18 protein-coding genes are annotated in these 22413 nt (G+C 59.1%); 8 read left to right on the plus strand and 10 right to left on the minus strand.

All coding sequences use genetic code 11. The features are described from left to right. Nucleotides 1-34: 34 nt before the first annotated feature. The 7 genes from HNH97_RS11260 to HNH97_RS11290 all read right to left on the minus strand — a co-directional run bounded on the left by HNH97_RS11260 (nucleotide 35) and on the right by HNH97_RS11290 (nucleotide 9536). Nucleotides 35-1165, minus strand: coding sequence for an AraC family transcriptional regulator (locus tag HNH97_RS11260; RefSeq protein ID WP_167400394.1), 1131 nt, complete (start codon nucleotides 1163-1165; stop codon nucleotides 35-37). Between the two features lie 121 nt (nucleotides 1166-1286). Continuing rightward, nucleotides 1287-2447: an MFS transporter gene (locus HNH97_RS11265; RefSeq protein WP_171790944.1), complete on the minus strand. Its 1161-nt coding sequence runs from the start codon at nucleotides 2445-2447 to the stop codon at nucleotides 1287-1289. A gap of 12 nt (nucleotides 2448-2459) precedes the next feature. Continuing rightward, the gene (locus tag HNH97_RS11270) at nucleotides 2460-3512 is read right to left on the minus strand and encodes a phosphotransferase enzyme family protein (protein WP_171790945.1); all 1053 of its coding nucleotides are present in this window, start codon (nucleotides 3510-3512) and stop codon (nucleotides 2460-2462) included. Continuing rightward, entirely contained in the window at nucleotides 3509-4798 is a 1290-nt protein-coding gene (locus tag HNH97_RS11275) for an aspartate aminotransferase family protein (protein ID WP_171790946.1), read from the minus strand. The genes HNH97_RS11270 and HNH97_RS11275 overlap by 4 nt, the downstream gene beginning before the upstream one ends. Continuing rightward, nucleotides 4795-5916: a class II histone deacetylase gene (locus HNH97_RS11280; protein ID WP_171790947.1), complete on the minus strand. Its 1122-nt coding sequence runs from the start codon at nucleotides 5914-5916 to the stop codon at nucleotides 4795-4797. The genes HNH97_RS11275 and HNH97_RS11280 overlap by 4 nt, the downstream gene beginning before the upstream one ends. Before the next feature lie 32 nt (nucleotides 5917-5948). Further along, nucleotides 5949-8342, minus strand: coding sequence for a TonB-dependent receptor (locus tag HNH97_RS11285; protein ID WP_244949406.1), 2394 nt, complete (start codon nucleotides 8340-8342; stop codon nucleotides 5949-5951). Between the two features lie 219 nt (nucleotides 8343-8561). Continuing rightward, a complete protein-coding gene (locus HNH97_RS11290) occupies nucleotides 8562-9536 on the minus strand; it encodes an alpha/beta hydrolase (protein WP_171790949.1) in 975 nt (324 codons plus the stop codon). A 113-nt stretch (nucleotides 9537-9649) separates the two neighbouring features. On the opposite strand from HNH97_RS11290, the gene HNH97_RS11295 reads away from it, so the two are divergent. Then, nucleotides 9650-10735 (plus strand): helix-turn-helix transcriptional regulator, encoded by a 1086-nt coding sequence (locus tag HNH97_RS11295; protein WP_171790950.1) that lies wholly within the window; start codon nucleotides 9650-9652, stop codon nucleotides 10733-10735. Here HNH97_RS11295 and HNH97_RS11300 read toward each other — a convergent pair. The 3 genes from HNH97_RS11300 to HNH97_RS11310 all read right to left on the minus strand — a co-directional run bounded on the left by HNH97_RS11300 (nucleotide 10696) and on the right by HNH97_RS11310 (nucleotide 15666). Then, nucleotides 10696-11907: an MFS transporter gene (locus tag HNH97_RS11300; RefSeq protein WP_171790951.1), complete on the minus strand. Its 1212-nt coding sequence runs from the start codon at nucleotides 11905-11907 to the stop codon at nucleotides 10696-10698. The genes HNH97_RS11295 and HNH97_RS11300 overlap by 40 nt on opposite strands. Nucleotides 11908-11937: 30 nt before the next feature. Next, on the minus strand, nucleotides 11938-13005 hold the full coding sequence (locus HNH97_RS11305) for a RidA family protein (protein ID WP_171790952.1): 1068 nt from the start codon (nucleotides 13003-13005) through the stop codon (nucleotides 11938-11940). Between the two features lie 123 nt (nucleotides 13006-13128). Continuing rightward, nucleotides 13129-15666, minus strand: a complete 2538-nt coding sequence (locus HNH97_RS11310) for a glycoside hydrolase family 3 C-terminal domain-containing protein (protein ID WP_171790953.1) — start codon at nucleotides 15664-15666, stop codon at nucleotides 13129-13131. A 37-nt stretch (nucleotides 15667-15703) separates the two neighbouring features. On the opposite strand from HNH97_RS11310, the gene HNH97_RS11315 reads away from it, so the two are divergent. The 7 genes from HNH97_RS11315 to HNH97_RS11340 all read left to right on the plus strand — a co-directional run bounded on the left by HNH97_RS11315 (nucleotide 15704) and on the right by HNH97_RS11340 (nucleotide 22401). Further along, nucleotides 15704-15883 carry a hypothetical protein gene (locus HNH97_RS11315; protein WP_171790954.1) on the plus strand — a complete coding sequence of 60 codons (180 nt, stop codon included), beginning with the start codon at nucleotides 15704-15706 and terminating at the stop codon, nucleotides 15881-15883. A 93-nt stretch (nucleotides 15884-15976) separates the two neighbouring features. Continuing rightward, on the plus strand, nucleotides 15977-17986 hold the full coding sequence (locus HNH97_RS11320) for a primary-amine oxidase (RefSeq protein ID WP_216657629.1): 2010 nt from the start codon (nucleotides 15977-15979) through the stop codon (nucleotides 17984-17986). Between the two features lie 25 nt (nucleotides 17987-18011). Beyond that, nucleotides 18012-18395: a nuclear transport factor 2 family protein gene (locus HNH97_RS11325; protein ID WP_171790955.1), complete on the plus strand. Its 384-nt coding sequence runs from the start codon at nucleotides 18012-18014 to the stop codon at nucleotides 18393-18395. Between the two features lie 963 nt (nucleotides 18396-19358). Then, nucleotides 19359-19898 (plus strand): TetR/AcrR family transcriptional regulator, encoded by a 540-nt coding sequence (locus HNH97_RS11330; RefSeq protein ID WP_171790956.1) that lies wholly within the window; start codon nucleotides 19359-19361, stop codon nucleotides 19896-19898. Between the two features lie 271 nt (nucleotides 19899-20169). Continuing rightward, nucleotides 20170-20562 (plus strand): alpha/beta fold hydrolase, encoded by a 393-nt coding sequence (locus HNH97_RS17755; RefSeq protein WP_216657630.1) that lies wholly within the window; start codon nucleotides 20170-20172, stop codon nucleotides 20560-20562. Then, the gene (locus HNH97_RS11335) at nucleotides 20460-21011 is read left to right on the plus strand and encodes an alpha/beta fold hydrolase (RefSeq protein WP_216657631.1); all 552 of its coding nucleotides are present in this window, start codon (nucleotides 20460-20462) and stop codon (nucleotides 21009-21011) included. The genes HNH97_RS17755 and HNH97_RS11335 overlap by 103 nt, the downstream gene beginning before the upstream one ends. A 109-nt stretch (nucleotides 21012-21120) precedes the next feature. Next, complete coding sequence (locus HNH97_RS11340) at nucleotides 21121-22401, plus strand: MFS transporter (RefSeq protein ID WP_171790957.1); 1281 nt, start codon at nucleotides 21121-21123, stop codon at nucleotides 22399-22401. The last annotated feature ends 12 nt before the right edge of the window (nucleotides 22402-22413 follow it).

Raw genomic sequence — 22413 nt, forward strand, 5'->3', positions numbered from 1 at the left:
CAGGGAATTTTCGAAAATCTTCCTGCCGTGATCATCAAAAATTCGTATCGGGAGAAATATTTTCTTCATAGGTTATGTCCCCATGCATGGACCCATGCGCCTCAGCCTCCCCCTGCAGACGCTCCATGTCCGCAACGGTGAAGGCGCTTGGACAGACGCCGCTCCAGGCGCGAAAGGCACGCCATAAGGTTGTTGAATCGCTGTAGCCCACGATCTGCGCCACGGAACTGAAGGGCATGTCACCATTCAGGATCAGCGTCGCAGCCATCGTCAGGCGTTTGCCCTTGATCAGTTCACGCATGTTGACGCCACTGTCCGCCATGCGCCTTTGCAGCGAACGGACCGAAAGGCCAAAGGCGCGCGCAATGCTTACGATGCTGAGGTCTTCGCTCGACAGGTGCTGTTCGACATACCATTCCACCTGCTCAACGACGGAGTTGCGGTTCTGCCCGATCACGAGATCTTCGGCGTGGCGTTCCATGTATTTCAGGAACCCCGGATCATGCCCACGGATCCTGCGATCAAGGTCTGCGGCCCAGAAGACGATGCGATTGCTTCCCTGATTGAACCTTACGGGACATCGCAGGATGTCATGCCAGATTTTCGGGTTTTCCGGCGGCGCATGCTCGAAACAGATCTCCACCGGCCGCCACTGATGCTGCATCATGTCACGGATGATCTTGCAGGTTGCGGAAATGCTGAACTCCGCATCCTGCCTGCGTGGCCAGATCGTGCGGTCCACGATCTGGTATTCCATGGCGGCATATTCATTTTCACAGATCAGCGCGGTATGCGTCGCGGTCTGCCATGTGTTGATGTAGCGCATCATCTGCCTGAACGCGACACGCAGTGTCGGCGCCCTGCTGAACAGCAGGCCGACCGGGCCAAGGATTTCCTCCGCCTCCGATGACTGTCCCATTTTCAGGCCGAAATGTTCGGTCTTCAGTTCCTTCGCAATGCCCTCCAGAAACCTGACATAGGTATGAAGCGGTATGAGGTCATAGGAATCAATGCATTTCACATCCGAATTGAAGTGACGGAGCATTACACGCTGAAGTATTTCCTCCTCATTGCGCAGATAGTTCAAAATGGGTGTCAGGACGGAGGCACGGATGAACTGCATGTCCGAACGGCGAAGGCCCGACGGCAGGCGACCAGCAGGCATATGCCCCGCCTTTGCCGGTACGGGTTGCGCCGCGGGACGTCCCCTCCTTCGCACCACATGTCCTTTGCCTGGTGAAATCATCGTGCCATCGCCTTTCCATCTCTCAGGGAAGTCCAGGGAACTAGGCCGTGTACTCCTGCCTGCGCCCCTGCATCGCCGGATTACAGATGAAGAGGAACGAGACGATCAGCGCCGCACCGGCCAGCAGCAGAAGCGGGGTCATGCCAGCGGCCTCGATGACATAACCGGAAATTGGGGGGCCAAACGCAAATCCCCCGCCAATCGTCAGATTGACAAGCGCCATGGTCAGGCGTGACGCATTGGCCTGCGCCACCCGCCCAAGGACAAAGGGCACCGTAAATGTCCATGCGAACTTGAACAGTACGGCCGCCATGACAAAACGTGCGGATGCCGGGGCGTTGAGCAGCATGCACAGAGAGACCGCCAGCACGGCGTAGCCACCCAGCATCAGGCGGCCCGCCCCCTTGAGGCGCATGCTGGCGAATGATGCCGTCATGCCCCCGGCAATCCCGAACAGGGCGGCAATGGCCAGCGCCGCGTCAACCCCTACCGGGTTCGGGTTGGCCTGCCCCCCGATCCGTTCCATGAAGGTCCATATCCCGCCAATCGCAAGATAGAAAAGCAGGACCCCCATGATCCGCATGACCGATCCGGTGCGCGATCCTGCCTGCAATATCGTCGTCGGTTTCGTGCGTTCCGGCACCGGGATATCGGGAAAGGCAGGTGCCAGCAGCCCGGCAAGCAGCATCAGGAACGCAACGGAAAGGTAAATCGCCCCGATCCCTCCATGCACGTCCAGCCACGGAAACAGCATGATCACGATGGCGCTGAGCAGCAGTTGGCCCGCTACCCACAGGCCGAACACGAATTCCTTGCGGGCCATATGTCCCGCCAGCGTCATGGTCAGCACCATGATTGTCCCCATGCCAAGGGAACCGATCGCCCGGCAGAGCAGCAGCACATGGTAATCATGCGTCATGTACGACGCGACATTGGCAAGGATATAGAGCACGACTGCCGCATAAAGCGCCCGGCGCATCGAGACACGCGGCAGCCACCACAGGGCCGGCAGGCTTGCAAGGCTTCCGCACCCGAGTTCTATGGTGAAATATGTCCCTGCCTGTACCGGTGACAGGTTGAAATCCTTCATCAGCACGCCTGCCATGGCCGGTGCGCCAAGGGGCATGATCGCACCCACCGCGGACAGGGCGACAATCGCGGCAATCTGGAGAGACGGGACAGCAGGCGTGACACGGGTCATTGCTTTCTCCTGTCAGGATATGCCGGCGCCGAACGATGTCGGCCGACCTTTCAGATAACTGTCTGCCAGACGGGCAGCGCGTTCCACGAAAAATGATGTCATTTCACGGGCGGTCCCGGTTTCTGCCCGGGTATGCACCCACCCCAGATAGGTCAGGGCACGAAGAAACATGAATAACGGCATGGCCCTGCGCATGGAGGCATCCAGCTTTCCCGCCTGTGCGTAGGATCCAAGAAATGACTCCGAAATAACCGGGTATCCGGGATGATCTTCATGAAAAAACAGACACGTTGCAAGATCGAACAGAAACCAGCCATGACCGCAGTCGTCAAAATCGATCAGCCGCGGGCCAGCATGCGGATCATAAAGGATATTGTCCGCAATGCCGTCCGCATGGATCATCCCGAACCTGTCGCGCCCGTCCCCAAATTCCCGAAGGTCCCTTTCGGCCTGCGCCACGGCCTCGGCCACGCGCCGGGCGTCATTGCCGCTGAGTGCGGGCAGTTGCCGGAAATCGCCCCACAGGGGGCTTTGGCCGATCAGCCCATCACTATCCCACGACGGGCGATGGAACCCCTCCGGCGCGACCCAGCGCATCGAATGCGCGTGCATCGCCGCAAGCTGGCGCCCGATATCCACATATATTTTTTCCAGGGTGCGGATGTCGGTCACTTCGCTGACCGGCACGCCGGGCATGTGGTCCTGCATGTCAACGAAGCGTGGTTCGGGGATCCCGGGGGCCTCCACCACCTGAAGCACCCCGCCATCGTGCCCCGTGCGCAGCACCGGGACGCAGAATCCCGCTTCCGACAGGGCCTGCATCCAGACCAGTTCCGACTTCAGGGCCGCGACCTGATGGTATCCCGGGCGATGTATACGCAGCACCACGCGTCCATCCGTGGCCGATGACAGGGCGAATACCGCATTTTCGCGATATTTCAGCAGCCGCTCCACCTGCCAGCGTCCGGGCCACAGCACGGCGGCGCGACATGCCATGTCCCGCAACCGATGCGATTGCTCCGCGACCGAGGCCGTATAGAAATCAGGCACGGGCACGGCCATCATCCCTCCCCCACAACCTGATCGAGCGTCTCGAGCAGCAGATCCGCGCAGGCCTGGTCAAAGACCAGCGCCGGCCGCATCTTCAGCACGTTATCATCCCGTCCCGTCCGGCTCAGCAGCACGCCTTCCTCCCGCATGCGGTTCACGATGCGTCGCGTCCGCGCGGCATCGGGCGTCCCATCAGGCCGGACAATTTCCAGACCGAAGAACAGGCCGCGTCCCCGCACGCTGCCGATGGCCGGATGCCGCCGCGCCATGTCCCCAAGCCCGGAGCGGATATTCGCCCCCATCATGCGGCTATGTTCAAGCAGCCCCCCGTCACGTATGACGTCCAGTACCGCCAGTCCCGCGGCGGCGGAGACGGGATTGCCGCCAAAAGTATTGAAATAAAGCGCGTGCTCCCCGAAATCCTCAAGGATATCCCCCCGGGTAATGACACCGGCCACCGGATGGCCATTGGCCATCGGTTTCCCCATGGTCATGAAATCCGGCACGATGCCATGGGAATGATACCCCCACATGGCATCCCCCATGCGCCCGAACCCCGGCTGGACCTCATCACCGATCACATAGCCACCGGCGGCCCGGATTCTCTGCGCCACGCCACGGAGATAGCCCGAAGGCGGTTCGACCAGCCCCTCTGTTGAAAAGATGGTATCCACCAGCAGGGCGGCGACACCGTATCCCGCGTCCTGCAGTGAGGCGATCGCGGCATCAAGTTCCGCAAGCGCCTGATCCAGAATCGCTGCATGCCGTTCCTGAGGAACACCCACCGTATCGGGGATCCGTAATGTCCGCACCCATGGCGCAAGGCTTTCCGGCGCGGGCAGGCCGGTCGTCAGCGCCGCCAGCGTCGCCGAATTGCCGTGATAACTGAAATCGCTGACGATGACCCCCTGGCTGCCGCTGCCGAAGCGGGCCATGCGCAGGGCGAGTTCGTTGGCCTCCGTCCCGGTGCAGCAGAACTGGGCCACTGACAGGGGGGCATCGACCGTTGCAAGCAGTTGCTCCGCATACTCGACCACACGTTCGTGCAGGTAACGGGTATGCGTGTTCAGTGTCGCCGCCTGTTCCGCAATGGCCGCGACCACCCGGGGATGGGCATGACCGACATGCGCGACATTGTTGTAGACATCCAGATACCGGCGCCCCTCGGCATCCTCCAGCCAGACCCCCTGCCCGCGCACGATATGCAGGGGCGTGTCGTAAAAGAGGGGGGCATGCGCACCAAGGACACGCCTTCGGCGGACAAGAAGCGCCTGATCCGCCGCGGACAGCGTTACTGTCATGTCTTCAGCCCCGCTGCCTGCGCCTGCTCATCAAGAAGCATGTTCTGGAATGCGACGAAGCGTGCGCCTGGCTGCTGCATCGCGATAAAGGGCGCGACGGGATCGACCACGTCGCTGGTGGTATCCGCCAGCGTTTCCAGCAGCGCATGGCCACAGAACGGGACATAGGCTTCGGAATATCCGCCCTCATGCATGGCGACCAGGCGGCCGCCGCAACAGGCATCTGCAATCTTCATCATGCAGCCGATAAGGTAGCGGTATGTATTGCTGCCCAGCATCATGCGCGCCAGCGGATCGAACGCCCCCGCATCATACCCGCAGGCGATGATGATCAGTTCCGGCTGGTAGCGCAGGAGCGCGGGCATCACGATCCGCTCCATCGCCCCGACATAGGCCTCGTGCCCTCCGCCGGGCAGCAGCGGGACATTGAGGTTATGGCCTTCGCCGGCCCCTTCACCGCGTCGCTCCACCCCGCCACTGCCGGGCGGATAGCAGTTTTCCTGATGGATGGAGATGGTCAGCACATCGGCAGAGTCATAGAAAATCGCCTCCGTCCCGTTGCCGTGGTGCACGTCCCAATCCACCACCGCGACACGACGGAGGCCATGCGCCGCCTGCGCCGCCCTGATCGCAATGGGAATATTCGCAAGGAAGCAGAACCCCATCGGCATGTCAGGAAGGCAGTGATGCCCCGGGGGACGGCACAGCGCATAGGCGTTATCCAGTTCGCCACGCATGACGGCATCGACGGCGGCAATCGCCAGTCCCGATGAGACACACGCGAAATCGTAGCTGCCCTTGCTGAAACTCGCCTGGGTATCGGCGGCGAATTCGCCACCGTCGGCCTCGCTCATCGCCCTGAAACGTTCAAGATAGGAGGCCGGATGGACCCGCAGCAGGTCCTCCCTGGTCGCGGCCCGGGCGCCGCGATTTTGCAGGCGGCCCGAAAGGCCGGAAAAATCGACAAGATTCTTCAGGCGCCGCTTGCTGTCCGGGGATTCCGCCGTGCCCGACCCGGCGGAAGGCTGCACCCATCCGCCAATCGCCAGGGGACCGATATGCGGTTTGGTCACATGCCAGAAACACCGCTCATCCGTGAAGAAACCAGTCCGCTTCATGTGCCGTTCCTTTCTCTATCGTAACAATATACCTAGAACCCGGTCGAAATCGTGCCGATCAGGGCGAATCCCCCACCCATGGTATATTGTGGTGCGGTACCACTGACGGTTGTACCACTCATGCTCCGCTGTGCATGTGCATTAGACGTCACGCCACTGGCGTCCGCAAAATATATGTTGTTGCCAATGTTCTGGAAATTAAGCTGCAACTGCGGCCGCTTCAGTCGCCAGACATTATGCATGCGATAGCCAACGGTAATCGATGTCCAGATATAGCCAGGGACACTTTCGTCATTCATGAAGGTCGTATAGCGACGGCCGACATAATTGAGGTTGAAGTTGCCGAAATATGTCCCGTCATCATAGGCAAGTCCCGCCGCCGCAGTGAATGTTGGCGTATTGACCGCAGTCTTTCCTGCCGTCGGCAGGTATTGCGTCGGCTGTCCTGCTGCATAAACGGGGTAATTATTGTCAAATGTGGCATGGATGTAGGACCCCGAAAGATACGGGCTGAAATGGTGCCATGGACGCATGCTCAGTTCGAGCTGCGCGCCACGCAATGTTTCGCCACCAACATTGATTGTCGCGGAAACATAGGTCCCGTCCACGTAGGATTGCGATCCGACCTGATGATTGGTCATGTTATAGTTGAACAGCGCGGCCGAGACATTGAACAGGCCGGTATGGCGATACCCGATTTCCTCGCCAATCGCGTATTCGGCCCGTTCATTGGGGGGATGCCCCTGCACAATCAGTCCCTTGGCGTTCGGGTCATAGATATCGATATAGGCTTCGGATTTTCCGGGTGCCTTGAAACTTGTCGTGCCGTTGACATAGATCTGGTCATGCGGGGTGATGCGGTAACTGATCGCGGCCTGCGGCAGGGGTTCGGCATAGCTTCCCCCGTTCTTGTAGGTGCTCGCCCCCGGAATGTCGTTGGTCACGACACGGCTTATCATGACTTCCTTGAAGCCCACCATAAGGGTCAGGCGGTCATCGAGGGCGCGGTACGTATCATCAAGCCAGATGCTGTTGGTCTGCTGGCGAAAGGCAATGTTCCATCCCGACAACTGTCCATACGGGGTCATGATGTCGGTGCTGCCCCAGGCATTGGCCGGGAAACCGTGCGGCCCCGCAATCGCGAACCCCATCTGTTCCGTCATGTCGAGATAGGCGTACATATCCCCCAGGCGCAGGGTGTTATGTCCCCGCGTCCAACTGACATCGCTTGTCAGACCCAGCGTATGTTCGAACAGGGGATCGATGGCTTCGGTCACGATCGAACCATTGACGGCATAGGGGGTATTGATGTGCCCCACCGGTTCCGTGCCGAAATAGGCACCATCCTGCGGGATGGATTCACCATAATTGTGATACGCCCCCCAGTCGATGAAATAGGGACGCACATTCAGCTTCACCTGATGGCCAAGATTGAACTTCATCGGTGCAATCAGCGACCATGTGGACAGGTTCTGGCGCTGCAGGCCATAGAAATTGGCTGAACCCGGCGTGTAGGTGGGGCTGTAATACAGCGCCGAAGTCCCATGCTCGCGCCAGTCCTGCAATGTCAGCGACGTCCCGCTCTGGTACGACTGGTACTGTCCCCAGAACAGGGTCAGGCCGACACTGTTGCCATGTCCCCATTCCTTGATCGCCTTTGCATCGACATGATGGCGATCATACGAACCGGGCCCAAACCAGTTATCGCCAAATGTGTAGGAATATGAACCAAACACACGGATTCCGGTATGTCCGATTTCCCCACTGTCGAGGCGTATGAACTCACGCTTGCTTTTCCACGACCCATAGCTGGAACTGACATATCCCCCGGCCTTGCGCGAAGGGTCGCGCAGTGTCGCATCGATCTGGCCACCGACCGACCAGTACGCAGGCGACGACATGTCGGGCGATCCCTGGCTCAACTGGACGGAGGAAAGGTTTTCGGTGTCGGGCGATACACGGGCGTCCGGCTGCAGGTAGATACTGTCCATCAGTGGAATGCCTTCCACCAGATAGCCGATTTCCGTCTGGTCCAGGCCACGGATGGTCATGCTCGCACTGCTCAGCCCGAACGGGTCGGTCCGTGCATAGGCGACACCCGGCATCGCGGCGACCAGGCTCTGTGCGCTGGACATCGGGGCCTGCTTGGCGATGTAGTCCTTTGAAACGCCACTGCGGGCCTTCGGGGCGTCCTGCACGATCATCATGCCGCCCCCCGGCGTGGTATTGATCCGCCCGTTGGCCGATGACATCCCGCCCGTGACGGAAATATGTTCGGCCTGGCTCTGGCTGGCATTGACGCCCCCGGTTTCGGGCCGGGCCATCTGGTGGGACGCGGCGCGGGAAGCGGTCTTGCTGGACTGCCCCGTGACGGAAGTTTTCCCGGTAGCCTTTGCCCATGCTCCTTCAGTCCCGACGAACAGCATGGCGGATGAAGCCAGTAACAAAGTCCGAGACGCAATGATCGAAGACATCAGGATACTCCAGATATTACGTTGTTTTATATGTGGAACATGATTTTTATTAAATTCCGCAACTAAAGCAGCCAAACAAGACATGGCAACTATTTCGTCGTGTATATACTTAACATGTCATTTCGTAATTGATACGATATTTTGCGCCAAAATATCGTTAGAATACGTCACTCATCCTGCCGCCACGCCACGGCGGTCGGTAAACCGCCCAAGGGCATTTCCGGCAATATCGTTTGCCAGACAGGAGATTCTTGATTCCCCAAGGATCTCAAACGCATGCATGGCCCCGGGATAGACATGCAGTTCCACAGGCACGCCAGCCTGTATCAACCGCATCGCATAGGATGTCGTTTCCTCCACGAACAGGTCCAGCGCCCCGATCGCCATGAATGCCGGCGCCAGTCCGGCAAGCGAGCGCGCACGCGCGGCAGCGGCATAGGGCGAGGTGGCATTGCCGCCCGGCGCATGGGGCAGCAGGCAGGACCATCCAAAACGGTTGGATGCGCGCGTCCAGATAAATTCCCCCGTCATGGGCGACGGGTCCGAGGTCGTCGCCGTCCTGTCATCCAGCATGGGGCAGAACAGCATCTGGAACGCCAGCGACATTTCCTGCCGGTCGCGGACCAGCAGCGCGAGGGACGCGGACAGGCCGCCCCCCGCGCTTTCACCGCACACCCCCACACATTCGGGATCAATGCCAAACTGCCCGGCATGGCTCACGGCATGCCGCAGCACCGCATAGCAATCCTCGATCCCCCCTGGAAAAGGCGTTTCGGGAGCAAGCCGATAATCGACTGAAATCACAACGATATCGTATTTATGGCTGTATTCGCGATTTCGCAGTTCGCTCATTTCCGGCAGGCCCACCATATATCCCCCGCCATGGCAGTGCAGGAGCAGCGGTTTGCGTGCCCGTCCCCCCACGGGGGCATAGACCACCGCACGGATCGTGTTGCCATCGCAACCGGTGACATGGATTTCATGTTTTGTCACAAGGGTATCATGTTCTGACTGCGCGCACTGGGCGGCCGCTATCCCGACGAACTGCTGCCTGGCCTGAATGAGGGTTTCCTCGCTCATGTCCTCGGCGGGGAAGCGTGTCAGGAGAGGCAGCAATTCTGGATCGACCAACGAATATGTGCTCATCCGGATATTTTCCCATGAATATTGTTGTTCCGATACCATAACGGACACGATATGCTGCCTCACAAGGTCAGGCATGACTTGTTTTTGACCGATTACGACAGGGAAACAGGCCGGTGCATAACCGATCCGACAGACGGGACAGGCAGCCTCCCGCCGGGGGGCCTTCCCACAGGGGAAGCGCACGCCCCTTTGTCCGGGCGCTGAAATTCCAGCCCCTGCTCAGCTACCTCGAAAACGAGGCGCCACCTTCGCCCGTCCTGTCGGAACTGGCACGACAACTGCGCATACCCGCACCCTATGACCTTATGAACCTTCATGATTATGTAAGGATATTCGAGCAGGTCAGCCTGCTGTGCGATATTCCGACGCTTGGGGCGGAACTCGGGCGGGTGGATGATTTTCCCATAATCCGCATTCTGGTGGGGGAAGCTACGGATATCGGGCAGGCGCTGTCCATCCTGCAGGCCCATTCCCCCCTGATCCAGAGCGGGACGACCACGGGCCTGGACATCAGGGATGACCATGCCAGCATCAGCTACCGGGTGGACTATCCGGCCCTGTGGCCGCGACGGCAGGATGCGGAAATGAGCATCATGCAGGTGCATGCCTTCATCCAGTCCCGCGCCCCCGCCTCCTGGCGGCCGGAGGAGATATGGTTCGAACATGCCCCGCCTGGCGCTGCCGTCCTGCGGCGCCTGCGTGAGATCTGTGGCTGTCCGTTACGTTTCAACCAGCCCATCAACCGCATCATGTTCGATACGGCGATATTATCGCGCAGGCTGCCGGCGCTGACACGACAGGAACTTTCGTTACGCCCCTATCTGCGCCGGCAGATCGACGCGATGCGCGGGGATATCCAGCCGCGCTCGGTGCTTGAGGAACTGCGCGCCATCATCCTGTCCTGCCTTGGGGAACAGTCGCTTTCGATCACTGTTGCCGCCGAACGGATGAACATCACCGAACGCACCTTGCAACGGCAACTGAAACGGCATGACAGGACATTCCGGCAGGTCCTGCATGAAGTCCGCACGGAACAGGCGATGATGATGCTGCGTCAGGGCAACATGACCATCGCACAGATTGCGCTGGCCCTTGGTTATGAAGATATTTCTTCCTTTTCACGGGTTTTCAAGAAATGGACAGGAAAAAGCCCGCGCCATTACAGCCCGGAACACGAAGCCTCGGCTTCCGCCACCTGATGCCGCGCGGCACGTGACGGCCGTCCCTGCCCGGCACGCCCCGCCACGATGACACTGGCGGTCGCAGCAACAAGGCTGCACGCCGCCATGCCCGTCAGCATGACTGCCTGACCTGCGTGGTCAAGCAGCCATCCCGCCACCACAGCGCCCAGCCCGAGGCTGACGCCAAGGGTCATTGTGGTGACATTCATCAGTACGCCGGAAGTATCAAGCAATGTTATGGACCCCAGCATGAATGGCAGCAGGAAGGTCCAGGACAGCTTGAACGCAACCAGCGCGCCTGCGGCGACTGCGGGCGAATGTCCCCACCCAAGACCGAACAGCGAAAGCAGCAGGAGCGCATATCCCCCCAGCAGCAGGGCCATGCGCCTTTTGCCCGAGGCCGCCAGCGCGGCGGACCCCGACCCCACGATCCCCATCATGCCGACAAGGGCAAGCATGTGATCGATCCCGGCCGATGTCATCCCCCCCGCCTGCAGGAACACGGACGCAAATGTCCATACCGCCCCGGTCGCGATATTGAAGATGAAAAGTGCCCCGACACTCATGATCCCCGCCAGCATGATCCCGGTACCACCCGTTACAGACGCGGTGGCAGGAACAGATGCGGCATGGGGCGGGGCATCGGGAAAGTACCTGTACAGGGGAACAAGCGCCAGCACCCAGAGCGCCTGCACCACATAAGGGACGCCCACGCCAAACCGGGCAAACAGCGATGGCAGGACCAGCAGGCCCAGCGTCGCCACGACGACCTGCGATGTCAGCATGACCCCGAACAGCCTGTCCGGGTCATCAAATCGCGCCACGCTGCGGTTACACATCACATACAGGGTACCCGACGCCATGGCCGTCGGAATCCGGCACAGGTAAAACCAGTTGATCAGTCCATGGCCAAGCAGGACAGCCGACAGGATGCTGCCCCCCGCAAAGATCACCGCACACAGGGTCGCGACATGGCGCCAGCCGATATGTTTCTGCCACAGAAACATCAGCAGGCCCGGCAATGGGGAAATCAGCATGTCGATGGAAAACAGTCGCCCGATCGTGCCGGGAGAAAGGTGAAGCTGTGTCTGGAAAGCCTGTGCCAGCATCGGCGCCCACAGGAACAGTGCCGGAATGATACAGGACGTGACGATGACTGTCAGGCGAAGCATATCAATGGATCTGGACATCAATGCTCTCCGGCGGCAGGGAAGGATCGTTCAGGCGATAAAAACCAGTTCGGCGGACGGGCTGCTGTTTTCGCAATACACAATGCCTGGCGATAGCGGGGGATGAGCGAAGGGCAGCATCCTGTCGACATATGCGCCCATCGCCTGCGGCAATGACCCGGATCCGTTTTCAGCCCACGCCGTACTGACGAAAAAGGTCAGGGCAATGATACGTCGCGGCGCACTCCCGGTTATGGCCGCGATCGTGGCATTGCACAGGCTGCGCCAGTCCGCATCCGTATCGGCATCCACGATACGGAACCGCAGGGCGGGAATGGCAGTATCCGCCGCCACGGACGGCCGCAGGGCATAACCGTCGATTTCTATGGCGAATGCCGGGATGGCCATGCCCTGTCCCCGGATCAGTTGCAGCCTGTTCGCCATCGTCACAGGATGTCGCGCAACCCTGGAAAAGGCGTCTGTCACGATCTGGCGTACGGCGTCATCCTCCAGGCCGGTTTTGAGATAGACATTCAGTTTCTGGATATCATCCGGCCCCAATTCAAAATATCGCAAAACCGACATGATTTTGTGGACGACCACTTCGGTCTGGGACACGAACTCCGGTGCGACATGATACTCCCCCTCCACGCGGGCGCCATCCGGCGCCGTCGGGAATTCAAGGGCCTCCAGTCCGGTCAGAAACGTCTGCGGGCCGATACGCACTCCCTTGGCGACATCCATCGGCATTTCATGGAACAGCATCCGCTGCGCCTCCGCCACTAGGGCTGTATCAAGGACAAACAGCCCGAAAAAAGCAACCAGCGCCGAAGGATCACCCAGTTCCGGACTGCAGAAAATCGTACCGACCCCGGGCCGCTGCACCAGGGCGGGCGCATGGGCATGGCAGGCACGATGCACTGCCTCGATCGCCTGGATCGGGTCCACATGCCCCGCGCGGACAAGGATGGTATGTTTGACCATGCCGGCCATGTCGCCACCGAGCGTCTGCAAGGTCCGCGCGATCTGGCCGATTATGGCGTCCACCTGTGCATTGAGGTCCCCCCCGTCGGGAGCCGTAAGCCAGTTGGCGCAGAAATATCCGCAATCTTCCACCATCTCCCACTCCCTTTGCGCAGGTTTTCCTGCCCCATCAGATCATGATCGCATGACGTAACGGGAGAACCATTGCCGACAGATTTTTTACAATCGACACCACCCCGACAGAACAGCGTTCGCGTTCTATGACGGGGGCATGTCGCCATATGCGGATGTTTCGCCGATACGCACGGGTATCGTGACCTCGTCATGTCCGGCGGACCAGCCAATGGCGATCGTGTATTTCCCGGCAGGAAGGGTCCACTGGCGCGCGCCCGTGTCCCATGCGGCAAGATGCGAAAAAGGCACCCGCAGGTCCACCATGCGTTTCCGGCCAACGGGCACCCGCACGCGTGCGTAATCAATCAGGGCACGCCTGTCATCGCCACGGATCAGGTAAAGCTGCGGCACCGCATCCGCATCGCGATGACCGGAATTATGGATACTGAAATGGACCGACAGCATCCGCGACGTTGGATCCACCGCCGCATGCGCGTGGCGCAACGTGAAATGACCATACGTCAACCCATATCCGAACGGGTATAATGGCCTGACGCCATGTTCCGCGAACCAACGATAGCCAACATTTGCCCCTTCGGTAAAAACGACACGCCCGTCCTTGCCCGGATAGTCCATCTCACCCTGGTTGCCCGGCCCGTCATGTCCTGACACGGGAAATGTCAGGGGCAGACGCCCCCCCGGTGAAACGTCACCAAACAGCATGGCCGCCAAGGCATCCGACCCGGCCTGGCCCGGATACCATCCTTCCACGATCGCCCGCACCCTGTCGCGCCACGGCATCTCGACCGGGCCGCCGGTGTTCAGGACCACGACCGTACGCGGATTGGCCGCACTGATGGCGTCAATCAGCGCATCCTGACCCACGGGCAACCGCATGGACAGCCGGTCGGCCCCTTCGGTTTCCCAGTCGCCCGCAACGACAATCGCGACATCAGCCTTGCGGGCGGCCTCGATGGCCTGCGCCAGCAACTCTGGCTCCGGCAGGTGCCAGTGCAGGTGCAACAGCGGGTCGGGATTGCCGAACATGCGCGTGAACGTCGCAGGCAGGAAGGCATCACGGGCATCGAATTCAACCCGCAGGGAAACCGGCTTCCCCTGCGTCAGGGTGACCTCTCCCGACTCGATCGTGGAGAAATCCGCCGAAAAGACATGCGTAACCTCATGCCCATCAACCAGAAGCCGTGCGGTCCCTTCACCGCTCAGGGCGAAACGGTAAGTCCCGCTGACTGGCGGACGCAGCACGCCATCCCATATGGCGGTATAATCATTCTTCAGCGCCCGGACCGGCGCGGGTGCCCCCGCTTCGGTCAGTTCCACGCCATTTTCGATCCGGCTGGCAAGCAGGCGTCCACCCGCGGATGCCGGTCCGAAATAGCGTGCACGCAGCCCTTCTTTCGCATTGTCAGGCGTCCGGAGCACCGAAGATGGAATCGGGTCGAGATCATGATTTGCCTCATCCCCCTGCGCATACATGACGGGGATACCGGAACGGGCGGCACGACGACGGATTGCGGCCAATGGGCCTGCATCCATGGCGCCCGGATGGGTGTTCCCATCCGCGACATAAGGCGATCCCCTTTCCTGCCATGACACATGCGGACCCGCACTGTCACCGATGACCACAATATTACGAAGTCGCGCCAATGGCAGGAAATTTCGCCGGTTCCGCAAAAGAACCGTCCCTTCGGCGGCGATGGCGCGTGCAAGAGCCTCATGCCTTTCGGGCCAGTCCGTCGCGATCACGGGCGACTGCCCCACTGCGATCCTGTGCATGGCCCCCAGCATGTGGAGCGCCATATGATCGACCTGCGTTTCGTTCAGGCGACGCCGGGCCAATAACCGGGACAGCCCGACATGATCCAGCGGCATGGACAGACGGTCTATGGCCGCCTGCGCGCCCCGTACCCCGTCATGAAGCGCAAATACCGCATCCGGCTCGATATAGCCCTCCAGCCCGAATGCGCGTATGCGTGCCAGAAGATCCTTGTTTTCACATGCATTTTGCCCATTGATCCTTGGATAGCTGCACATTACCGCCGCCGCGCCGCCATTTTCCACGGCGGCGCGGAACGCCGGGTAATACAGGCCCTGCAAGGCCGCCTCGTCTATGATTTCATCGATATTGCGATCATTCGGCGCATCACCAAAGCGATAGGCCTCCTGATTATTGGCGACGAAATGCTTCACCATGGCGATGACATGCTGCGACTGGATGCCATCGATCTCGGCACGGGCAATCCGTCCTGTCAGCAACGGATCCTCACCAAAGGTTTCAGCGGAACGCCCCCAGCGCCACGTTCGCATGATATTGATGGTCGGCCCCAGCAATACATCATGTCCCGCCAGCCTGTCTTCCACACCCAGCGCCACACCATATTCATGCGCAAGCGCCGTATCGAAGGAGGCCGACACCGCAACGGCCGCAGGGAACGCCGTAGCCGCGGCGAAACCACGCAGGCCGTTGGGACCGTCATCTTCATCAAGATCCGGGAGGCCCAGTCGCGCAACTCCCTTACCGTCCTGTACAAAAGCAATCTTTTCCGACAGCTTCATCTGTTTCAGCAGGTGTACGGTACACTGCGCATCGCTACCGGGATCAAGGAAACATGGTGCGGGAACGATCCGCGCCCCACTTTGTCCGGGGATAACCGCTGCGGGCATATCCTTTGATGAAGGATCCGCATGTACGGGAAATATCATGCAGTACACTGCCATCATCACAACACAGGATAGCGGGAAAGAGTCGTTCCAGCGGATTTTCATCTCATCCTCTTTTCCATATTTTCCAGATCACGGCCGTTTTGCAGATCATGATGTCCGAGGCCGATCTGGTGGCATCATGACACTTTCCGCAGGTCATTACGGCATCGTTTCATGAACTGTCGTCTTCTATCTAACAATTGGCGCATTCTATCGTGCAGCCCGTGGACAATACGTATTTTACTGTCGGAATACCGGCCTGTACCACCCGATGGGCTGCGCCATAGCCATTATTTCGGAAAGCATCATGCAAAACCATGCCCTCCACCCCCTCGATCCGCTGACCGAAACAGAGATCGGCGCGGCATGCGAAATTGTGCGCATGCAACATCCCGCCCAGGGAATCTGGCGTTTCCCGCTGGTTCAACTTGATGAACCTCCACAAAAGGAAGTCCTGCGCTTCGAGGCCGGCACACAGATCATGCGCAAGGCACGGCTTGTAGTCCTCGATCATCCGTCGGGAGCCGTTTACATGGTGCGCGTCGATCTCGACCGCCGCATTGTCACGGCCTTTACACGCAATGAGGCTGGCCCCACCAATCCCGTGGGCCAGCCACCCGTGACAATGCAGGATATGGTCACCTGTGATCGCGTGGTGAAGGCATCCCCCGCCTGGCGGGCGGCAATCATGCGTCGGGGCATCACTGAAGATGAGATCCCCCTGGTACAGGTCGATCCATTCTCTGCCGGGTATTTCGGCTATCCCGCTGAAGAAGGGCGCCGTGTGGTACGGGCCGTCAGTTACAGACGCTCCAGGATGACAGATAATGGCTACGCCCATCCAATCGAGGGTGTCGTCGCAACAGTGGATCTGAATGCCGAAAAGGTCATCGGCATCGTGGATGATGGGAACATCGTTCCCATTCCCACCACTGCGTTCAATTATGATCCTGACAGCCTCCCTTCTCCGCGCACGACCCTCAAGCCATTGCATATCGAACAGCCCGAAGGACCAAGCTTTTCCGTAAACGGATGGGAAACCCGCTGGCAGAATTGGTCTTTTCGTGTCGGTTTCACGCAAAGGGAAGGACTTGTCCTTCATCAACTCTGCTGGAATCAGGACGGTAAGACCCGTCCCATCATCTATCGCGCCAGTGTAACCGAAATGGTGGTTCCCTATGCCGATCCAACGACCAACCATTACTGGAAAAGTGCATTTGATGGCGGGGAATATGGACTGGGAACCCTGGCGAACAGCCTTGCGCTGGGATGTGACTGTCTGGGACTGATCCGCTATTTCGACATTCCCCTTCCAACCGATGATGGCACGCCGCGCATCCTGCGCCGTGGGGTGTGCATGCATGAAGAAGATTATGGTACTTTATGGAAACATTATGATGCGCGTTCAGGCGTGCATCAGGTCCGCAGGTCACGTCGGCTTGTGATTTCCTTTTTCGCAACCGTCGGAAATTATGATTATGGATTTTACTGGTATCTTTACCTCGACGGCACCATCCAGTTGGAAGCCAAACTGACCGGCATTATCCAGACGGCCGCCATCGCACCTGACACTCCCTATCCCTGGGGTGGTATGGTTGCGCCGGGATTGGGCGGTCCCACCCATCAGCATTTCTTCAATGTACGATTGCATATGATGCTTGATGGCATTGGGAACAGCCTGACGGAAACCGAATTCCACCCGCGCCCCATGGGAAAAGACAATCCATACGGCAATGTTTTCGACACCCGCACCCGGCTTCTGTGCAATGAACAGGACGCCGCGCGTGAAGCCGATGGCAGGACCGGACGCTTCTGGAAAATCGTCAATCCCAATACCGTAAATTCCGTCGGGGCGCACCCTGGTTACAAACTGGTTGTAACACCTTCCCCACTGATGCTGGCCGACCCCAAAAGTACGGTCAGCCAGCGCGGCGGTTTCGCTACCAAGCATGTCTGGGCGACCCCTTACGATCCCGACCAACGTTACGGCAGCGGAGAACTTCCAAACCAGAGCCCCGGGGGCGATGGCCTTCCTGCATTCATCAGGAATGACAGGCCAATTGAGAACTCCAACCTCGTCGTATGGCATACATTCGGGCATACCCACATCTGCAAACCCGAAGACATGCCGATCATGTCGGTTGAATATGCAGGCTTCATGCTCAAGCCGGTGCAGTTCTTCAGCAGCAACCCCACCATGGACCTTCCGGCTGCCAAGGACAGCAAAAGCGTACAGGATGGCCTGTCTGGATGCTGTCAGAATGAGTGCAAGGGTAGCTGAGGCATAACAAGAAAAGGGCGTCCCCGTGAACGATACAGCAGGCGCAACCACACCTACCCTGCTCCTTCAGATGTATGTCGAAGGATGCAAGACGCTGGATGTCAGACTTCTGCGCAACTGCTTTCATGCGACCGCTGTCATGAACGGGTTTATGGGGAGGCAGCTTTATCTAGGTCAACCAGATCCATTTTTCGATGACGTGACAGATCTTCAGTTACGGGCGATAGACAACAGCAGATCAACTTATGAGATAAAATCGGTTCAGAAATTCGGGAATATTGCATCAGCCATTGTCATCACCGAATATTTCGCCAGTCAGCATAATTTTATCGATTTGATGCATATGATTTTTGAAGCAGATCGATGGTGGATTATATCCAAAACATTCACTACCCGAGAGGGACCTTGAGTTCAGGTTGCAATCATGCAGGTCATCATGCGTGACTGGTGAATGCTTAAACACTGCTCGATACAGTTACGCTCGCAGCTTTCTCGTGATGAGTATCAGTGACAACGGCGGTATCGAGATAACCTCGAACATCATCCTGCCCCAGTCAGAACAGCGTGCCATGGCTATGGCACTACATCGCGCCGGACATGACGCAACAGAAAAAAAGCGGCTTGGCCGCCGTCGTCGAGGAACCCAAGGTCGATGGTTCAGGGTGATACTTTCTAAACTTGCCCTGGTCTTTTCCGTCTGTTTCCCATGTGTTTCCTGCACGTATTTCCGAGGCCACGTTCTTCTCTGCTGCCTTCGATCGGTCCGGACTGATCGCCGCAGCATGACTTAACAATTCCTACATATCGCGAGGAGCGAATTGGCGGCAATCCAAGGACTGTCGCGTGATGCTGTCTCCAAAAGCGCCCATCTCGACCGCCCTTCCACCCAAGCGAAGTTACGCGAGATGGTCGAGATCCTCAATCGCATCCACCCTTGGACAGATTCAACCCAACAGACTTTCGCGTGGTACCGATCAGGATCCCTACCCTCCTTCGGTGACCAAACTGCCGAGGCGCTCGTCCTAGAGGGGCGCGCCAATACCATCAGACGTTACCTGAATCAGATATGCGACCGGCAGCTACGCGTGAGGTTCAACGGGCAATTACCGTGGGGAAGCATCCCGAAAATAATCGAGTTTGAAAAATGGCCGAGATTGATGGATCCGTCCAGTCGGGCTTTGGCAAAGCCGAGCCCGGAACGAACTATCCGGTCCGGCCCAGCAAGCGCGGATGAGAGCAGTTCTGTTCTTCTTCAGGCGCCTCACCTATATGTATCACTCGGCACATATTGGGGATCAGGATGACGAAGACGCCTGCAGCACGACGCGGCAGACCGCGTACCTTTGATCGGGACGCAGCACTCCGAAGCGCCATGAATGTGTTCTGGCAGCATGGTTTTGACGGTACGTCGATGACGCAGCTTGTCGATGCAATGCAGATCAACTCGCCCAGCATTTACGCTGCCTTTGGCAGCAAGGAAGACCTCTTCCGCGAGGCGGTCGAACTGTACGTCGCATCCGATGGCGGTTCGACCATGCGGGCGCTGACCGGTGACGGTGACGTGCGCGATGCGCTACGATCGATGCTGGCCGAGACGATCCAGACCTTTACCCGCCATGACGAACCACGCGGTTGCCTCATCGTGCTCGGCGCGCGTCATCTCGGGCCTGTCGGCGATCCCGTCCGCACCTTCCTGCGTGACCAGCGCGAACGCATCCGCATCCTGCTCGTAGAACGTCTGTTAAAGGCAAAACAGAATGGCGAACTGGGAGCCGAAGCTGATGAGGAGACGCTCGCGACCTGCGTCATGACGTTCCTCAATGGGATATCGATCGAAACCGTGGACGGCGCGTCACAGCCGACGCTGCTCGCTGCGGCCGGGTTGTTCGTGGATCGCCTGCTTCCCCGCTGACATTATGTGCTGATCGTCACAGAATCCTTGCAGACCAGCACTGAGCGATATATGTGCTGTGCATCACATAAAGGATGATGCGCATGCAACCTGCCGGATTTCCGATCAGCGAACCTGTCGCCGGCTTTGGTTCGGTAACGGGCGTTCCCCTTCTACCGGATGGCCTTGCTAACGCCGTCAATAGCTATCTGGTCCCGAAACAGCCCGTATCCCTGCTCGTAGCACGTCAGGCCTTTTTCGCACCCTACGCCTGACAGACAGGAAACACGACATGACCCAACCTTCCCTGACACACGCCATGGCCCAGATCGGTGACGTGCGCCTCCATTATGTCCGCGCCGGTCAGGGTGAGCCGGTGCTGCTTGTCCATGGCTGGCCCCAGACGTGGTACGAATGGCATCGCGTCATTCCCCACCTCGTCAAGGCTGGCCATGAAGTGATCGCGGTCGACATGCGCGGTGCCGGTGATTCCTCGCGTCCGGCCAGCGGTTACGACAGCAACACCGTCGCCGACGAGTTGCACGCACTCGTCCGGCAGCTTGGCTTCGCAAGCATCGCCTGGTGGCGCACGATAACGGCGCGCGGGTGGCCTATGCCTATGCCGCCCGTCATCAGGCCGAGGTCAAGAGTCTGGTGTTCCTCGAAAGCAAGATCCTCGGCATAGAAAGCGACGATGATGCATCGAAGGAATATTGGCATTTCGGCTTCCATCAGGAGGCAGACCTGCCGGAATTGCTGCTTGCTGGGCGCGAGCGCGCGTATCTTAGCTTCTTCTTCAAGCGCTATTCGTTCGACCCGCTTTCGATCACGGAAGCCGATATCGACGAATATGTCCGCTGCTATAGCGGGCTTGGTGGAATGCGCGCCGGTTTCAGTTACTACCGCGCCTTTCCGGAAACCGCAGTGCAAAGCCGTGAACTGGCAAGAACGAAGCTGACGATTCCGGTCCTTGCCTATGGCGGATCACATTGCATGGGCGAGATTCCGCTTCGCTCGATGAGCCTGGTGGCCAATGATGTGCAGGGCGGCGTCATTCCCGACTGCGGCCACTGGGTACCCGACGAGAAACCGGAATGGATCGCGCGGGAGATCATTCGGTTTCACGGGGTCTAAGGCTAAGGAAACCAGGCCGCTTTGTGAGACACCATTTCCAAACTCGCAACTTGACGATGTTACCGATCAGTAACCACGGTCGGGACAACGTAACTTATCGGTCAGTCATATGAAGCTTTCCATACCCCGAACCAAGGGAACACAACGCCCGCACGTCTTCGTGCTGGTGGTCGGGCTCACCTTTCTCTCGCTGCTGGTATCCGCCGGTGTCCGGGCCACGCCCGGCGTGCTGATGATGCCGTTGCAGGACGCCTTGGGCTGGAGCCGCAGCAGCATTTCCGTCTCCGCCGCCGTGGGGATATTCCTGTACGGACTCGTCGGGCCTTTCTCCGCCGCCCTCATGCAGAAGTTCGGCATCCGCCGCATGCTGATTGGTGCGCTGCTGCTGATCGGTCTGTCGACGCTCATGTCACTGGGCATGACGCAGCCCTGGCAGTTCTTTCTGACCTGGGGTGTGCTGACCGGTTTCGGCACGGGTGCGGTGGCGATGGTATTGGGCGCCACGGTGGTGAACCGCTGGTTCGTGGCCCGGCGCGGCACGATCATGGGGCTGCTGGCCGCCAGCACCGCAACGGGTTCACTGCTTTTCCTGCCGGGCCTTGCGGCACTTACCCATCATTTCGGGTGGCGGGCACCTGTCATGGCCGTTGCCGCAACCACCCTGATACTGGTGCCCCTTGTGGCCCTTTTCCTGCCAGAGCACCCTGAGGATCGTGGACTGGTGCCACATGGGGCGGAACCGGATCATGAACCGCTGCGGTATACGGACCAGAACCCTTTACGCACGGCCATAACGGCCCTGCTGGCGGTCGCGCGCAAACGAGACTTCTGGTTTCTGTTCGCGACCTTCTTTGTGTGTGGCTTCACCACGAACGGGCTGATCGGCACGCATTTCATCGCAATCTGCGCTGACCATGGCATCGGGGAAGTTCCGGCGGCAGGATACCTTGCCATGATGGGGATGTTCGATCTTGTCGGCACCACGCTGTCTGGCTGGCTGACAGACCGGCTGGATGCGCGCTGGCTGCTATTTTCCTATTATGGACTGCGGGGGCTGTCGCTCATTGCGCTACCCTTCATCGATTTCTCGCCTGAAAGCCTGATGATCTTCGGGATATTCTACGGCCTCGACTGGATCGCAACGGTTCCGCCAACCCTGCGCCTGTCCAACATGGCATTTGGGGAACGCTCTGCCCCGATCGTGTTCGGCTGGATCATGTTCGGGCACCAGATTGGGGCTGCCTGTGCCGCCTCCCTCGCAGGCATGCTGCGACAGGCGCAGGGAAGCTATCAGGACATGCTTGTGCTGGCGGGCGTTGCTGGAGTAATTGCCGCATTTCTTGCCGTAAGCATTGGCAAGGGTCGTGTCTTGCAGAAAACAGTGGTCTGATCGAATCATTAA

It is taken from the genome of Gluconacetobacter entanii, assembly GCF_013155425.1.
In the GTDB taxonomy this organism is placed as follows: Bacteria; Pseudomonadota; Alphaproteobacteria; order Acetobacterales; family Acetobacteraceae; genus Novacetimonas; species Novacetimonas entanii.

Bases quoted from the DNA above. Each gene is read 5' to 3' on its own strand.
- HNH97_RS11315 (WP_171790954.1), top strand. From the start codon at position 15,704: ATGCAGTACACTGCCATCATCACAACACAGGATAGCGGGAAAGAGTCG.
- HNH97_RS11300 (WP_171790951.1), bottom strand. From the start codon at position 11,907: ATGTCCAGATCCATTGATATGCTTCGCCTGACAGTCATCGTCACGTCC.
- HNH97_RS11330 (WP_171790956.1), top strand. From the start codon at position 19,359: ATGAATGTGTTCTGGCAGCATGGTTTTGACGGTACGTCGATGACGCAG.
- HNH97_RS11265 (WP_171790944.1), bottom strand. From the start codon at position 2,447: ATGACCCGTGTCACGCCTGCTGTCCCGTCTCTCCAGATTGCCGCGATT.
- HNH97_RS11290 (WP_171790949.1), bottom strand. From the start codon at position 9,536: ATGAGCACATATTCGTTGGTCGATCCAGAATTGCTGCCTCTCCTGACA.
- HNH97_RS11270 (WP_171790945.1), bottom strand. From the start codon at position 3,512: ATGATGGCCGTGCCCGTGCCTGATTTCTATACGGCCTCGGTCGCGGAG.
- HNH97_RS11340 (WP_171790957.1), top strand. From the start codon at position 21,121: ATGAAGCTTTCCATACCCCGAACCAAGGGAACACAACGCCCGCACGTC.
- HNH97_RS11275 (WP_171790946.1), bottom strand. From the start codon at position 4,798: ATGACAGTAACGCTGTCCGCGGCGGATCAGGCGCTTCTTGTCCGCCGA.
- HNH97_RS11260 (WP_167400394.1), bottom strand. From the start codon at position 1,165: ATGCCTGCTGGTCGCCTGCCGTCGGGCCTTCGCCGTTCGGACATGCAG.
- HNH97_RS17755 (WP_216657630.1), top strand. From the start codon at position 20,170: ATGACCCAACCTTCCCTGACACACGCCATGGCCCAGATCGGTGACGTG.
- HNH97_RS11285 (WP_244949406.1), bottom strand. From the start codon at position 8,342: ATGCTGTTCGTCGGGACTGAAGGAGCATGGGCAAAGGCTACCGGGAAA.
- HNH97_RS11305 (WP_171790952.1), bottom strand. From the start codon at position 13,005: ATGGTGGAAGATTGCGGATATTTCTGCGCCAACTGGCTTACGGCTCCC.
- HNH97_RS11280 (WP_171790947.1), bottom strand. From the start codon at position 5,916: ATGAAGCGGACTGGTTTCTTCACGGATGAGCGGTGTTTCTGGCATGTG.
- HNH97_RS11320 (WP_216657629.1), top strand. From the start codon at position 15,977: ATGGGCTGCGCCATAGCCATTATTTCGGAAAGCATCATGCAAAACCAT.
- HNH97_RS11310 (WP_171790953.1), bottom strand. From the start codon at position 15,666: ATGCCCGCAGCGGTTATCCCCGGACAAAGTGGGGCGCGGATCGTTCCC.